12 protein-coding genes and 1 pseudogene are annotated in these 13,570 nt (G+C 74.2%); 7 read left to right on the plus strand and 6 right to left on the minus strand.

All coding sequences use genetic code 11. The features are described 5' to 3' along the window. Window positions 1-116 precede the first annotated feature (116 nt). Window positions 117-1,358, plus strand: coding sequence for a molybdopterin-dependent oxidoreductase (locus GUY60_RS23165; protein WP_161700902.1), 1,242 nt, complete (start codon window positions 117-119; stop codon window positions 1,356-1,358). A 376-nt stretch (window positions 1,359-1,734) separates the two neighbouring features. Here GUY60_RS23165 and GUY60_RS23170 read toward each other — a convergent pair whose 3' ends face one another. Genes GUY60_RS23170 through GUY60_RS23180 form a run of 3 tightly spaced genes read right to left on the minus strand, consistent with a single transcriptional unit; the run spans window position 1,735 to window position 3,913 of the window. After that, window positions 1,735-2,532: a methyltransferase domain-containing protein gene (locus GUY60_RS23170; protein ID WP_161700904.1), complete on the minus strand. Its 798-nt coding sequence runs from the start codon at window positions 2,530-2,532 to the stop codon at window positions 1,735-1,737. Further along, window positions 2,529-3,167, minus strand: a complete 639-nt coding sequence (locus GUY60_RS23175; RefSeq protein WP_161700905.1) for a TIGR04282 family arsenosugar biosynthesis glycosyltransferase — start codon at window positions 3,165-3,167, stop codon at window positions 2,529-2,531. Before GUY60_RS23175 ends, GUY60_RS23170 begins: the two co-directional genes overlap by 4 nt. After that, window positions 3,164-3,913: a glycosyltransferase family 2 protein gene (locus tag GUY60_RS23180; RefSeq protein ID WP_187370105.1), complete on the minus strand. Its 750-nt coding sequence runs from the start codon at window positions 3,911-3,913 to the stop codon at window positions 3,164-3,166. Before GUY60_RS23180 ends, GUY60_RS23175 begins: the two co-directional genes overlap by 4 nt. Window positions 3,914-4,027: 114 nt before the next feature. Between GUY60_RS23180 and GUY60_RS23185 the strand changes: the two genes are divergently transcribed. Both GUY60_RS23185 and GUY60_RS23190 read left to right on the plus strand, forming a co-directional pair. Beyond that, window positions 4,028-4,879: a response regulator transcription factor gene (locus tag GUY60_RS23185; RefSeq protein WP_161700909.1), complete on the plus strand. Its 852-nt coding sequence runs from the start codon at window positions 4,028-4,030 to the stop codon at window positions 4,877-4,879. A 2-nt stretch (window positions 4,880-4,881) separates the two neighbouring features. Then, window positions 4,882-5,998, plus strand: a pseudogene (locus GUY60_RS23190) (sensor histidine kinase). 35 nt (window positions 5,999-6,033) lie between these two features. On the opposite strand, the gene GUY60_RS23195 reads toward GUY60_RS23190, so the two are convergent. Further along, complete coding sequence (locus GUY60_RS23195; RefSeq protein WP_161700911.1) at window positions 6,034-7,023, minus strand: NAD-dependent epimerase/dehydratase family protein; 990 nt, start codon at window positions 7,021-7,023, stop codon at window positions 6,034-6,036. 192 nt (window positions 7,024-7,215) lie between these two features. Between GUY60_RS23195 and GUY60_RS23200 the strand changes: the two genes are divergently transcribed. Beyond that, window positions 7,216-8,082 carry a slipin family protein gene (locus GUY60_RS23200; RefSeq protein ID WP_161700913.1) on the plus strand — a complete coding sequence of 289 codons (867 nt, stop codon included), beginning with the start codon at window positions 7,216-7,218 and terminating at the stop codon, window positions 8,080-8,082. Window positions 8,083-8,112: 30 nt separating this feature from the next. On the opposite strand, the gene mgtE is transcribed toward GUY60_RS23200, so the two are convergent. Next, window positions 8,113-9,483 carry a magnesium transporter gene (gene mgtE, locus GUY60_RS23205; protein ID WP_161700916.1) on the minus strand — a complete coding sequence of 457 codons (1,371 nt, stop codon included), beginning with the start codon at window positions 9,481-9,483 and terminating at the stop codon, window positions 8,113-8,115. Window positions 9,484-9,803: 320 nt separating this feature from the next. On the opposite strand from mgtE, the gene GUY60_RS23210 reads away from it, so the two are divergent. The 3 genes from GUY60_RS23210 to fes all read left to right on the plus strand — a co-directional run bounded on the left by GUY60_RS23210 (window position 9,804) and on the right by fes (window position 12,830). Further along, complete coding sequence (locus GUY60_RS23210) at window positions 9,804-10,262, plus strand: VOC family protein (protein WP_161700918.1); 459 nt, start codon at window positions 9,804-9,806, stop codon at window positions 10,260-10,262. Between the two features lie 75 nt (window positions 10,263-10,337). After that, entirely contained in the window at window positions 10,338-11,525 is a 1,188-nt protein-coding gene (locus GUY60_RS23215) for a MalY/PatB family protein (RefSeq protein ID WP_161700920.1), read from the plus strand. 54 nt (window positions 11,526-11,579) lie between these two features. Further along, on the plus strand, window positions 11,580-12,830 hold the full coding sequence (gene fes, locus GUY60_RS23220) for an enterochelin esterase (protein ID WP_161700922.1): 1,251 nt from the start codon (window positions 11,580-11,582) through the stop codon (window positions 12,828-12,830). A gap of 3 nt (window positions 12,831-12,833) precedes the next feature. Here the strand turns inward: fes and GUY60_RS23225 are convergent. Beyond that, window positions 12,834-13,570 (minus strand): 4'-phosphopantetheinyl transferase family protein (locus GUY60_RS23225; RefSeq protein WP_312866395.1); only part of this gene is annotated, 737 nt, incomplete at its 5' end.

Genomic DNA, 13,570 nt, shown 5'->3' on the forward strand with positions numbered 1-13,570 from the left:
GCACGGGGGAACGCTAGGCCGGGCGGCGGCCGGTCGGGCGGTCACCGGGCACGACGTCAGCGTTTCGTCACCGTTGCTTCGCCGGTCGGCCGACCCTTCCGGCCTACCGTCGGAGCATGGTCCGGATCCCCTCCTCCCCGGAGTTCTGGCGCAGCCCGCTGCGCGGCCCCTGGTTCACCTCGCTGCTCGGTGTGGTCCTGCTCGCCGGGATCACCGTGCTGTTCGTTACGGGGCTGCTCTCGTACGCCGCGTACAACCCCGATCTGTCCCCGGGCGTGAACGACAAGACGCCCGACAAGGGCCTGCTCGGCTTCTATCTGTTCGCGTGGCCGACCGGACCGCACTGGCTGTACCGGCTCACCCAGGGCGTGCACGTCACCCTCGGCATCACGCTGGTGCCGGTGCTGCTCGCCAAGTTGTGGTCGGTGGTGCCGAAGCTGTTCGCGCTGCCGCCCGCACGCTCGCTCGCGCACGCCCTTGAGCGGCTCTCGCTGCTGCTCCTGGTGGGCGGCGTCCTCTTCGAGTTCGTCACGGGCGTCCTGAACGTGCAGCTGGACTACGTGTTCCCCGGCTCCTTCTACCCGCTGCACTTCTACGGGGCGTGGGTGTTCTTCGCCGCGTTCCTCGCCCATGTGCTGCTCAAGGCACCGGCCGCGGTACGGAACCTGCGGGGCCTGCGGCGCCCGCCCCAAGACGACGTGGAGGCCGACGGGTTGACCGCCCCGTCCCCCGCGCCGCCCACCGTGTCGCGGCGCGGCGCGCTGCGGCTGGTCGGCGGTTCGTCCGCCGCGCTGTTCGTGACCTCGGCGGGGCGCAGCTTCGACGGACCGCTGCGGCAGACCGCCGTACTCACCCCGCACGGCGGCCCCGAACCGGGCGAAGGACCGCAGGGCTTCCAGATCAACAAGACGGCGGCGTACGTGAGCATCGACCCGCGCGAGTCGAGCCCCGACACCTGGCACCTCACTGTCACCGGACGCGGCGGCACCGTACGCCTCGACCTCGCCGGACTCCGTCAACTCCCGCAGCACAGCGCGGCGTTGCCGATCGCGTGCGTGGAGGGCTGGTCCACGTCCGACCAGTGGTGGCGGGGCGTGCGGCTGCGGGACCTGGCGGCGCTCGTCGGGCCCGACGAACCGGTGGACGTGCTGGTGGAGTCGTTGCAGCGGCGCGGCGCGTTCCGGCGGGCGGCGCTGCGTGCGAACCAGGTGGGCGACCCGCGCTCGCTGCTCGCCCTGGACGTCAACGGCGAGCCGCTGAGCGCCGATCACGGGCGCCCCGCGCGGATCATCGTGCCCGCGGCGCCCGGGGTGCTCAACACCAAGTGGGTGGCCAGGCTGACGTTCGGAGACCTGTGATGGACGACGCCCGCCCACAGCCCGACGGACCCGCCCCGCGCCGCTCCGTGTCGCGCACGCTCGCCGCGCGCTTCCGGCTCCCCGTGGGCAGCCCGTTCCAGATCCTGCTGCTCGCCTGCTCGTTCGCGCTCGCCGGGTACGCGGGGGTCCGGCTGCTCGACGGCGACTGGCTCGGAGTGACCCTGTGGTTCGTCGGCTCGGCGCTGCTGCACGACCTGGTGCTCGTGCCGCTGTACTCGACCCTGGACCGCGCGCTCGTACGGCTCTCCGGCGGCGGGCGGCGGGCGTGGCTGCCGTACGTGCGCGGGCCCGCCCTCGTGTCCGGCCTGCTGCTGCTCCTGTGGTTCCCGCTGATCAGCGGGCAGGTGGCGGACGCCTACCGGGGCTCGACCGGTCTGCCGGGCGACGACTTCCTGGCCCGCTGGCTGCTCGTGACGGCCGCGCTGTTCGGAGCGTCGGCGCTCGTTCTCGCGGTGCGGCTGCGCAGGGCGACGAAGCAGCGGCCGCCGACCGACCACTGATCCACGGCCCGCCAGCCGCCCGCGCGGGCGCGGCGCAGCAGCGCCGGTGTGCCGGTCCGCGCCCACGGGAACGCGGCGGGCACGTCGACGCCACGGATGTCTCCGCCACTGACGTCGAGGCCACGGACCAGGTGCACATGCACGCTCTCGTCCACGTCCTGCGGGACGGCCTCGGCCATCAACAGCCCTCCGGGCACGAGGAGTTGGGCCGTACGGTCGAGCAGGGCGCGTACGTCCCCGCCGATGCCGAGGTTCCCGTCGACGAGCAGCACCGTGCCCCAGCGGCCCTCGGCGGGCAGCGGACCGAAGACGGAGCGGACGAGCGCGGCGCCGCCGAGCCGAGCCGTGCGGGCGACGGCCGCCTCGCTGACATCGATGCCGAGCGCGGCCATGCCCCGCGCGGCGAGCTCCGCCACCAGGCGCCCCGGTCCGCACCCCACGTCGAGCACGGCGCCCTCGCAGCGGGCGAGCAGTCCGAGGTCCACCTCGTCGGCGGCCGCGCACCACCGCTCCACGTCCAGGGGAAGCAGCCGGCCGTCCGGGCGGCGCAGGAAGAGTGGGCCGCGTCCCGCGCGCAGCGCGTCGGCGTACGGGTCCGTGGACCAGGGGTGCTGCGCCGCCCCGTCGGGCCGCCGCCCGCGCACCGTGCTCATCGGACCCGCCCGGCACGGCGTCCGGCCACGTCCGGCGTGTGGCGGGCCACTTCGGCGGCGAACCTGCCGTGCGGTACGAGGGCGGCGACCGCGGCAGCGTCGGCCGCGGTGTCGACGTCCCGCAGCCGGGGCAGGTCGCGTACGCGCAGGCCCGCGGCGACGAGCCGGGCGCGCTGTACGGCGCCGGTCACGGCCGTCGACATGGGTACGCCCCGGAGGAGTTCGGGGTCGGGTTCGGCCAGGCCGAGTGCCCAGAAGCCGCCGTCGGCCGCGGGCCCGAACACCGCGTCGCAGCCCGCCGGTTCGAAGGTCAGTAGCTCGGGGGTGACCTGCGGGGTGTCCATGCCGATGAGGAGCGTGGGCCCCGAGCAGCCGGCGAAGGCGTCGGCGAGGCGTGCGTCGAGTCCGCCGCCGCACTGCGGGACGACCTCGAAGCCGGGCGGGAGCCAGGGTCCCGGTCGGCCGTCGAGGACGAGGACGCGACGGTCGGCCGGGGTCGCGGCGACGGCGTCGAGGGTGTCGGCGAGCGCGGCCTCGGCGAGACGGGCGGCCTGCCGGGGTGTGTACGGCGGGGTGAGCCGGGTCTTGACCCGGCCCGGCAGCGGTTCCTTGGCGATCACGAGCAGGGTGGTCATCGGCGGCCCGCCCCGTCGCCGTTACGGGTCCCGGCCGCGGAAGGCGGCTCCGCGAGGACCTGGCGCATGTCCCGTACCGCCTGCCAGGTGCCGCGCCAGGTGCCGGTGACCTTGGAGGCGCCGGTGCGCGGACGGTACGGCACGTCGTGTTCGGTGACGCGCCAGCCCGCGTCGGCGGCGCGCACCACCATCTGCAGCGGGTAGCCGCTGCGCCGGTCGGTGAGGCCGAGGGCGAGCAGCGGCTCACGGCGGGCGGCCCGCAGCGGGCCGAGGTCGCGCAGCCGGAGCCCGGTGCGGCGACGCAGCATCCCGGCGAGGGCGACGTTGCCGAGCCGGGCGTGCGCGGGCCAGGCGCCCCGGCCCTGTGGCCGTCGACGGCCGAGCACCAAGTCGGCCTGCCCGGCGCGTACTTCGCGGACGAACGGTACGAGCAGCGCCGGGTCGAGCGAGGCGTCGCAGTCGCAGAAACACACGACGTCGGCGGTGGCGGCGGCGAGGCCCGCGTGGCAGGCGGCGCCGAAGCCGCGCCGGGACTCGTGGACCACGGTGGCGCCCAGGGAGCGGGCGAGGTCCGCCGAGCCGTCGGTGGAACCGTTGTCCACCACGAGGGCGCGCCAGCCGGCCGGGACCCGTCCGAGCACCCAGGGCAGCGCCGCGGCCTCGTTCAGACAGGGCAGGACCAGGTCCACATCGGGGGAAGCAGGTCCACAATCGGGGGAAGGGGGAGAGGTCGTCACGTCATTCACCCTACGAAGACAACTCCGGCATTTCGGATGGCCGGTCCTTACGGAAGTCGGACATCGAGCGCCCCCGGCGCACCGCGGCCGCCACGGCGAAGTCCACGGTGCGAGGCTGTGGCCATGGAGCAGCAGCCGTACGAACGGGCGCCGGGCACGGACACCGGCCGGGCCGGGCCGCAGGGCACGGCGGGCCGGGTCACGCCGGACCCCACAGCAGGCCAGGGCGCGCGGGGCCGGGTCCTGGTGGTCGACGACGACCCCACGGTCGCCGAGGTCGTCGCCGGGTATCTCGACCGGGCCGGGTACGCCGTCGACCGCGCCGCCGACGGCCCCACCGCGCTGGCGCGGGCCGCCGCGCGCCGCCCCGACCTGGTGGTGCTCGACCTGATGCTGCCCGGCATGGACGGTCTCGAGGTGTGCCGCCGTCTGCGTGAACAGGGGCCCGTCCCGGTGGTCATGCTCACCGCGAGGGGCGACGAGGACGACCGCGTCCTGGGCCTCGAAGTGGGCGCCGACGACTACGTCACCAAACCGTTCAGCCCGCGCGAACTGGTGCTGCGCGTCGCGTCGGTGCTGCGCCGCGCACGCCCGGACACGGGGCTGCGTCCGGCCGCCGCGGGTGGGCTCAGGGTCGACCCGGCCTGGCGCCGCGCCAGGAAGGACGGCGCCGAACTCGCCCTCACCCTGCGGGAGTTCGACCTGCTCGCGCACTTCCTGCGCACCCCAGGACAGGCGCACAGCCGCGAGGACCTGATGCGCGAGGTGTGGGGCTGGGACTTCGGCGACCTGTCGACGGTCACCGTCCACGTCCGCCGGTTGCGCGGCAAGATCGAGGACGACCCGGCGAAGCCCCGGTTCATCCGCACCGTGTGGGGCGTGGGCTACCGCTTCGAACCCGACGAGGGCGCCCCCGGCGAGGGCCCGGACCTCAAGGGCACCCTCGGCCCCGCGTCCGCCGACGGCGAGGTCTGACCGTGCGCGAGCTCCTCCTCATCGCCCTGTTCGCCCTGTGCGGAGCCGGTGCGGCCGGGCTGCTCGGCGCCGTGGCGCTCCGGCTGCTGCGCCACCGCTCCCTGACGGTGTCCCTCGCCGTGGTCTCCGTCGTCGCCGTCACCGCGATGCTCGCCGGGACCCTCGCCGTGGCCTGGGCGATGTTCCTGTCACCGCACGACCTGACCGTCGTCACGACCGTGGTCGCGATGGCCGCCGTGGTCTCGCTCGCCACGGCGCTGCTCCTGGGCCGCTGGGTCGTCGCCCGCAGCCGCGACCTGAAAAAAGCGGGCCGCCCGTACCTTCGGCGAGGGCGGCGCCTTCACCGCACCGGCCGGCGCGGCACCCGACGAACTGGCCGCGCTCAGCCGGGAGTTGGCGGCCACCGGCGCCCGCCTCGCCGCGTCCCGCGACCGCGAGCGGGCCCTGGAGGAGTCCCGGCGGGAACTCGTCGCCTGGATCTCCCACGACCTGCGCACCCCGCTCGCCGGACTGCGGGCCATGACGGAGGCCCTGGAGGACGGCGTCGCCGCCGACCCGGAGCGCTACTTCCGGCAGATGCGTACCGAGGTCGGGCGGCTCAACGACATGGTGGGCGACCTCTTCGAGCTGTCCCGCATCCACGCGGGCGCGCTGACGCTGTCCCTCGCCCGGATCTCCCTGTACGACCTCGTCGGCGACGCGCTCGCGGGGGCCGCCCCGCTCGCCCACGAGCACGGCGTACACCTGGTGGGCGGCCGGGTCGAGGCCGTGCCCGTCGAGGTGGACGGCAAGGAGATGAGCCGCGTCCTCGGCAACCTCCTCGTCAACGCGATCCGCCGCACCCCGGCCGACGGCACCGTCGAGGTCGCCGTGGAACGCCGGGCACGGGCGGTCGTCCTGTCCGTGTCCGACGGCTGCGGCGGCATCCCCGTACAGGACCTGCCGCGCGTCTTCGACACCGGCTGGCGCGGCACCCATGCCCGCACCCCGCCCGCGGGCGCCGGTCTCGGCCTGGCCATCGTGCGCGGCATCGTCGAGGCCCACCAAGGCCGCGCCGCCGTCCGCAACGTCACCGGCGGCTGCCGCTTCGAGGTGACCCTGCCGACGGCGGAGGCGTAAGGCGCCTGGGTACCGGGGTGGCGGGGGCGCGGCTGTCACTCCTCCCGCGCGAACTCCCGTACCCCCGCCGCGAATCCGACCTCGGCCTTCCAGCCCAGGTCCGCCCGCAGCCGGGACGGGTCCGCGGTGATGTGCCGTACGTCCCCGAGCCGGTACTCCCCCGTGACCCGTGGCGCGGGGCCGCCGCTCGCGCTCGCCAGCTCCGCCGCGAGCTCGCCGACGGTGTGCGGCTCACCGCTGCCCGTGTTGTACGCGGTCAGCGCCCCCTCGGCCGGGTCCGCATCGAGGGCCGCGACATTCGCGGCCGCCACATCGCGTACGTGCACGAAGTCCCGCCGCTGCGCCCCGTCCTCGAACACCCGCGGGGCCTCGCCCCGGTCCAGGGCCGAGCGGAAGAACGACGCCACTCCCGCGTACGGGGTGTCGCGCGGCATCCGGGGCCCGTACACGTTGTGGTAGCGCAGCGACACGGCCGAGCCGCCGGTGTCCCGCGCCCAGGCCGCCGCCAGGTGCTCCTGCGCGGTCTTGGTCGCGGCGTAGACGTTGCGCGGGTCGACCGGGGCGTCCTCGGTGACGAGTCCCGGTGCGAGCCACGCCCCGCACACCGGGCACCTCGGCTCGAACCGTCCGGCCGCCAGGTCGGCCGCGCCACGGGGCCCCGGCCGTACGGTGCCGTGCTCGGCGCAGTCGTAACGGCCCTCCCCGTACACGACCATCGAGCCCGCGAGCACGAGGCGCCGCACCCCGGCCGTCGCCATGGCGGTGAGCAGGACGGCGGTGCCGAGGTCGTTGTGCGCCACATAGTCGGGGGTGTCCCCGAAGTCGGTGCCGAGGCCGACCATCGCGGCCTGGTGGGAGACGGCGTCGACCCCGTGCAGCGCCCTGCGGACGGCGTCCGCGTCACGCACGTCGGCGCCCGGCTCCGTCCGCAGGTCGAACGGCACGGGCTCGTGCCCGTGCGCGGTGAGCGCCTCGACGACATGGGACCCGATGAACCCGGCCGAGCCGGTGACCAGTACGCGCATGCCCGCACGCTAGGCCTCCGGACGCGGACCGCGACCGGACCGCGCCACCACGTCACCGATCGGTAAGACCGCCCGCGACCGGCCGGGCCGTCCTGGCCGTCCGGACCGCTCCCGTTCCCTCCGGCTATCGACCTGGGGACATAACCGCCCTACCTTGGTATTACCAGCGACTCGGGACAAAAGGGGGTCGCCATGGTCCAGGAACTGCTGGTCGCGGTCGGGATGGCCGGATCCGCCGCGGTCCTCTATGTGATGGCGGCCGCGCGCGTCGTCAAGCAGTACGAACGGGGTGTGGTCCTGCGCCTCGGGCGGCTGCGCAGCGAGGTGCGGCAGCCCGGGTTCACGATGATCGTGCCGGGCGTGGACCGGCTCCGCAAAGTGAACATGCAGATCATCACGATGCCCGTACCGGCCCAGGAGGGCATCACCCGCGACAACGTCACCGTGTGCGTGGACGCGGTCGTGTACTTCAAGGTCGTCGAGGCCGACAAGGCGGTCGTCAATGTGGAGGACTACCGCTTCGCCGTCTCCCAGATGGCGCAGACATCGCTGCGGTCCATCATCGGCAAGAGCGACCTGGACGACCTGCTGTCCAACCGCGAGAAGCTCAACCAGGGCCTGGAGCTGATGATCGACAGCCCGGCCGTCGGCTGGGGCGTGCAGATCGACCGGGTCGAGATCAAGGACGTGTCGCTGCCCGAGACGATGAAGCGCTCCATGGCCCGGCAGGCCGAGGCCGACCGTGAGCGCCGCGCCCGCGTCATCAACGCCGACGCCGAACTCCAGGCCTCCAAGAAGCTCGCCGAGGCCGCCCATCAGATGGCGGAGGAACCGGCCGCACTCCAACTCCGGCTCCTGCAGACCGTGGTGGCGGTCGCCGCGGAGAAGAACTCCACCCTGGTCCTGCCCTTCCCGGTGGAACTCCTCCGCTTCCTCGAACGCTCCACCCAGCAGGCCGCCCAGCAGGCCACCCAGTCCGCCCAGGCCACCCCGGCGCTGCCGACCGCGGTCGAGGAGGCGCCGGACGCCGCGACCAACGGCCACGCGGCGCGGACCTGAAGTCCTCGGCGCAGGCGGTCCCGGATCGGATCAGACCCCGAGGACCGCCTTCGCCGTGAGGAAGTAGATGATCAGGCCCGTCGCGTCCACGAGCGTCGTCACCATCGGTGCCGACACCACGGCCGGGTCGATCTTCAGGCGCTTGGCGAGCAGCGGCATCATGCCGCCGATGGTCGCGGCCCAGCCGCAGATCAGGACGAGGGTGATGCCCACGACCACGGCGACGTCCGCGCCCACGAACAGCGTGCCGACGACCATGCCGAGCGCCGCGAGGAGCCCGCCGAGCACCAGGCCGACCCGGCACTCGCGCCAGATCACCTTCAGCAGGTCGGAGCCGCGCACCTCGCCGACCGCGAGGGCGCGTACGCAGGCGGTCGCGGCCTGGGCGCCCGCGTTGCCGCCCGCGCCGATCAACATGGGGATGAACACGGCGAGTTGGGCGACCTGTTCGAGGGTGCCCTCGAAGGCCTGCGTGACGCTGACCGTGAGGGTCGCGGCGACCAGGAGCAGGCTCAGCCACAGGGCGCGGTAGCGGGCCAACTGCCAGACGGACGCGGCCATGTAGTGCCCGGCCCAGGGCGCGGCACCGGCCTGCCGGGCGACGTCCTCGGTGTCTGCGGCCTCGATCACTTCGAGGGCGTCGTCGATGGTGAGCAGGCCGACGAGACGCTGTTCGCTGTCGACGACGGGCAGGTTCAGGTCGTTGGTCTCGCGCATCAGGCGGGCGGCCTGCTCGGCGGAGTCGGCCGCGTACGCGTACGCGGGCTCGGTGACGACCAGGGCGGAGACGAGCGTGTCCGGCGGGTTGAGGACGAGTTCGCGCAGCTCGACGATGCCGGTGAGGCGGCGGGTGTGGTCGACGACGGGCAGCGTGTAGACCGTCTCCGCCTCGTTGCCCTCGGCGAGGACGACGCCGAGGGCCTGCCCCACGGTGAGGTCCTGGCCGAGCGCCACCACCTCGGGCGTCATGTACCGGCCGACGGAGCCTTCCGGGTAGCCGAGCAGCGCGGCCGTCATCCGGCGCTGGTGCGAACTGAGCCCGGCGAGCACGCGCTTGGCGACCTTGGCGGGGGCCTCGCGGAGCATCCGGGCCCGGTCGTCCGGGTCCATCGCCTCGACCAGTTCGAGGAAGCTCTGGTCGCGCAGACCTTGCAGGATCTGCTGCTGGTCGACCGGCTCCAGCTCCTCGAAGACGGTCAGGGCGCGGTCCTTGTCGAGCAGCCGGAACGCCATGCTCGCGGTGACCGCGTCGGTACGGGCCAGCTCATCGGCGACGACGTGCGGCGGGTTGCTCTCCAGCCACTCCAGGGCGGCGTGCAGCTGGTTGTTCTGCACGAGGTCCTGCAGCGAACGCTCGTCGAGCTCGGGGCGCGGCTCTTGGGGCAGCGAGGTGTGCGGCATGCCTGGTCCTAGGGGTACAGCGGACGGTCGGTGAGGGGTGGGCGTACCGCGGGCACCGCCCGTACCAGCCCCGTCGCGCGCTCAGCGCAGGTCGGGGACCGTGGCCCGGCAGGTATCGGTGCCGCGTGCCTGATGACTGGGAGGTTCGCCGCGCATCGCAGCACCACCTCCGTCTCCACATCCGATCTGCCGTGCGCGCCTGCCGCTGCGGACGCGCCGGTGAAGGGTACATCGACCGGGTGAACGGCCGCAGACCCGGGTACATCGGGCAGCGAGGCGCCGGATCGCGTGGGCCGTCAGAACGGTGAAGGCTGAGAGTCATGAACACTCCACAGAGCTCTGCCGACCACCCCGCACCGCACCCCGGCACCGACGCCCGCCGCCCCGCGCCCACGGTGTGGCCCACGCTCCAGGCCGAGGACGCGCCCGCCCTGATCGACTTCCTGGTGGACACCGTCGGCTTCCTGCGCACCGCCGTGTACGAGGACAACGGCAGGGTCGCGCACGCGCAGCTCGACTGGCCGGACGGCGGCGGCGTCATGCTCGGCTCGTACGACCCGGACGCCAAGGACTGGTCCCTGCGGCCCGGCACGTTCGGCGCGTACGTCGTCACGGAGCACGTCGACACGCTGTACGCCCGGCTCGCCGCGCCGGACTCGGGCGCGCGGATCCTGCGCGAGATCGCCGACGAGCCGTACGGCAGCCGCGAGTTCGCGATCACCGACCCGGAGGGCAACCAGTGGGCGTTCGGCACGTACCGCGGCGAGCCGCGCGCCTGAGCCGGGTGCGTGGGCACAGGGGGCGTCTCCCCCCGGCGCGGTGCTGACCCGGACGCCCGTGGGAATACTCCGCCCATGACTTCCCTCTCGGCACGATCCCGGCGGGCCGGTGAGCCCGAGCCCAATCCGCTCGAACTGCTCACCCTGACCGAGCTGCGCCGCCGGACGAGCATGAAGTGGCGTACGTACCCGCCGGACGTACTGCCGCTCTGGGTGGCGGAGATGGACGTGCCGGTGCCCGGCGCGGTGGCGCGGGCGCTCGCCGACGCGGTGGCCGTCGGCGACACGGGATACCCGGCGGGCACCGCGTACGCCGAGGCCCTGAACGGTTTCGCCCGTGAGCGGTGGGCGTGGGACGGCGTGGTGGCGGAGCGGACGGCGATCGTGCCGGACGTGATGCTGGGCATCGTCGAGGTGCTGAAGCTGCTGACCGGGCCGGGGGACGCGGTGATCGTCAACTCGCCCGTGTACCCGCCGTTCTACGCCTTCATCGAGCACATGGACCGGCGGGTCGTCGAGGCGCCGCTCGACCCGGCGGGGCGGATCGATCCGGGCACCCTGGACGCGGCGGCGGAGCGGGCGACGCGGGGCGGCCGGCGCGCCGCGTTCCTGCTCTGCAACCCGCACAACCCGACGGGCGTGGCCCACACCCGCGACGAACTCGCCGCCGTGGCACGGCTTTCGGAGGCGCGCGGGGTGCGGGTGGTCGCCGACGAGATCCACGCGCCGCTGGTACTGCCGGGCGCGGAGTTCGTGCCGTACCTGTCGGTGCCGGGCGGTGAGCGCGGCATCTCCCTGATGTCGGCGTCCAAGGCCTGGAACCTGGCCGGCCTGAAGGCGGCGCTCGCGGTCGCGGGGCCGGGGGCGGCGGCGGATCTGGCCCGGATGCCGGAGGAGGTCAGCCACGGGCCGAGCCACCTCGGCGTGATCGCGCACGCCGCGGCGCTGCGGGACGGCGGGGCGTGGCTCGACGCGCTGCTCACCGGCCTGGACGCGAACCGGTCACTGCTCGCCGAACTGCTCGACGCGCACCTGCCGGGAATCCGCCATATCGCCCCGGAGGCCACGTACTTGGCGTGGCTCGACTGCCGGGAACTCGGCCTGGGCGACGACCCGGCCGGGCACTTCCTGCGGCACGGCCGGGTGGCCCTGAACGACGGCCGGGACTTCGGGACCGGTGGCGCGGGACATGTACGGCTCAACCTCGCCACGTCGCCGGAGGTGCTGCGGGAGGCGGTACGGCGGATGGCCTCCACGGTGTGACAGGTAAGGTGAACCTTACTTTCCCCTGCTCGTCCGTTGGCCGGAGGCCGTCCCATGCCCGAGTCCGTCACGCCCGCCCGGCCGCCGCGCACCCCGCGGCCGTACCCGGTGGAGCGGGGCGAGAGCCCGCGGGTCGCGGCGCTCGCCGCGGGGGAGGTCGACGAGGCTGCGTTCTGGCGGGCGGTCGCCGAGGAGGGCGCGCCGCTCGTCGAGCCGGACCCGGCGGGTGACGGGCAGCTGGTCGTGACGTTCCTGTGGCACGGCTCCCCCGCGACCCGCGCCGTCCTCGCGCTGCCCAACAAGGTCGTGGACCCGGCCGACCTCGCCGGCAACCTGATGGCGCGGGTGCCGGGTACCGATGTGTGGCACTGGTCGCTGCGGATGCGCCCGGACTGGCGGGCCACGTACAGCCTGTGCGTGGACGAGGGTGACGGGCCGGCGGCGGGCACGCCCGAGCACGCGCGGTGGCTGCGGGCACAGCATCGGGTCGACCCGCTCAACTCCCGGTCACTGCCCCGCCGTTGGGGCGCCGAGCCGATCTCTTACGTGGAGCTGCCGGAGGCACCGCGCGGCGACGACTGGCGGGTACGCGCCGATGTGCCTGGCGGCACGGTGACGGTGCACGAGGTGCGCGGCGAGACGCTCGGCAACGAACGCCGGGTGTGGGTGTACGAGCCGCCCGGCCACACCCCGGCGGACAGCGCCGACCTGCCGGTCCTCGTACTCTTCGACGGCGAGTCCTGGCAGCCCGAGCTCGGCCTGGCCACACTGCTCGACAACCTGATCGCGGACGGCCGTATCCCGCCACTGGTCGCGCTGTTGCCTGAGGCCCTGGACGTGGACACCCGCTGGGTGGAACTGGGCTGCGACGACCGCTTCGTTGAGTTCCTCACCGACGAGCTGCTGCCGTGGGCGTCGGCCCGCCTGCCGGTCACGTCCGACCCGGCGCGCACGGTCCTCGCGGGCCAGAGCCTCGGCGGCCTCACCGCGGCCTACGCTGCCCTGCGCGCCCCGCACCGCTTCGGCAACGCCCTGTCGCAGTCGGGTTCGTTCTGGTGGCCGGGCGCGGAGGAGGGCACGGAACTGATCACGGAACTGGTCCGTGACTCGCCCCGCCTCCCGGTCCGCTTCTGGCTGTCCGCGGGCGAACAGGAGTGGGCCCTGCTGCCCGGCAGCCGCCGCCTGCGGGACGCGTTGCGGGAACGGGGCTACGAGGATTCGGTGTACGGGGAGTTCAACGGCGGGCACGACTGGCTCTGCTGGCGTACGGAGTTGGCTGACGGGCTGGTCGGGCTGCTGGGCTGACGTTCAGGCCGTACGCACCGAGCACGCCCCCGCGTACCCCTCTCCCACCCGCACATCGGTCAACGTCCAGCCGGGCGGAGCCACCGGCACCTCGCCCGTACCGACCAGGGTGCCGACAAGACCCTCCCCGGTGATGCCCTCACCCGTGCCCTTGAGGTACGCCTCCTTCCGGGTCCAGCAGCGCGTGAACGCCTCGACGCGGGAGGTTCCCTCGGGCAGTGACGTCAGTTCCTCGCGTTCGCGTGGGTGCAGGGTGCGGCTCACGTCGTTCACGAGGGCCGGGTCCGCGAGGGCTTCGAGGTCGACGCCGACGGGCCGGTCGGCGAGGGCGATCAGGGCCAGGTCGCCGGAGTGCGAGAGCGAGAAGTGCACGGGCGCGCCCGGAACGGCGGGGCGGCCGTGCGGTGCGCCGCACCCCGGGCAGGGTTCGCGGACGTAGCGGATCCCGGCCGGGTCGCGGTCGAGACGCGCGCCGAGGAGCCTGCGGAGCAGCACATGCGCGGCGATGTAGAGCCGCCGGTCGGCAGGGCGCCGCAGCCGCTCCGCGCGGGCCCGTTCCTCGGCGTCGAGCAGCGCCCGCCCGTCCGGCTCCCCCGGGTGCCGTGCGTCGACGAGCCACAACTCGGCGCCGGGCGCGGGTTCCTGGAGCAGGCGCCGGGCGCCCTCCGGCGTGCTCACGCCACGGCCGCCGTGCACTCCTCGTAGGGGGCGGGCCCGTGCACCACGGTCCAGCCCTCGGG

It is taken from the genome of Streptomyces boluensis (assembly GCF_009908195.1).
Classification (GTDB): Bacteria; Actinomycetota; Actinomycetes; order Streptomycetales; family Streptomycetaceae; genus Streptomyces; species Streptomyces boluensis.

What these genes read in the sequence shown, in the direction of transcription:
- GUY60_RS23210 (WP_161700918.1), top strand. Translation starts at nt 9,804, where the DNA reads ATGAACACTCCACAGAGCTCTGCCGACCACCCCGCACCGCACCCCGGC.
- GUY60_RS23165 (WP_161700902.1), top strand. Translation starts at nt 117, where the DNA reads ATGGTCCGGATCCCCTCCTCCCCGGAGTTCTGGCGCAGCCCGCTGCGC.
- GUY60_RS23185 (WP_161700909.1), top strand. Translation starts at nt 4,028, where the DNA reads ATGGAGCAGCAGCCGTACGAACGGGCGCCGGGCACGGACACCGGCCGG.
- GUY60_RS23170 (WP_161700904.1), bottom strand. Translation starts at nt 2,532, where the DNA reads ATGAGCACGGTGCGCGGGCGGCGGCCCGACGGGGCGGCGCAGCACCCC.
- fes (WP_161700922.1), top strand. Translation starts at nt 11,580, where the DNA reads ATGCCCGAGTCCGTCACGCCCGCCCGGCCGCCGCGCACCCCGCGGCCG.
- mgtE (WP_161700916.1), bottom strand. Translation starts at nt 9,483, where the DNA reads ATGCCGCACACCTCGCTGCCCCAAGAGCCGCGCCCCGAGCTCGACGAG.
- GUY60_RS23215 (WP_161700920.1), top strand. Translation starts at nt 10,338, where the DNA reads ATGACTTCCCTCTCGGCACGATCCCGGCGGGCCGGTGAGCCCGAGCCC.
- GUY60_RS23200 (WP_161700913.1), top strand. Translation starts at nt 7,216, where the DNA reads ATGGTCCAGGAACTGCTGGTCGCGGTCGGGATGGCCGGATCCGCCGCG.
- GUY60_RS23195 (WP_161700911.1), bottom strand. Translation starts at nt 7,023, where the DNA reads ATGCGCGTACTGGTCACCGGCTCGGCCGGGTTCATCGGGTCCCATGTC.
- GUY60_RS23175 (WP_161700905.1), bottom strand. Translation starts at nt 3,167, where the DNA reads ATGACCACCCTGCTCGTGATCGCCAAGGAACCGCTGCCGGGCCGGGTC.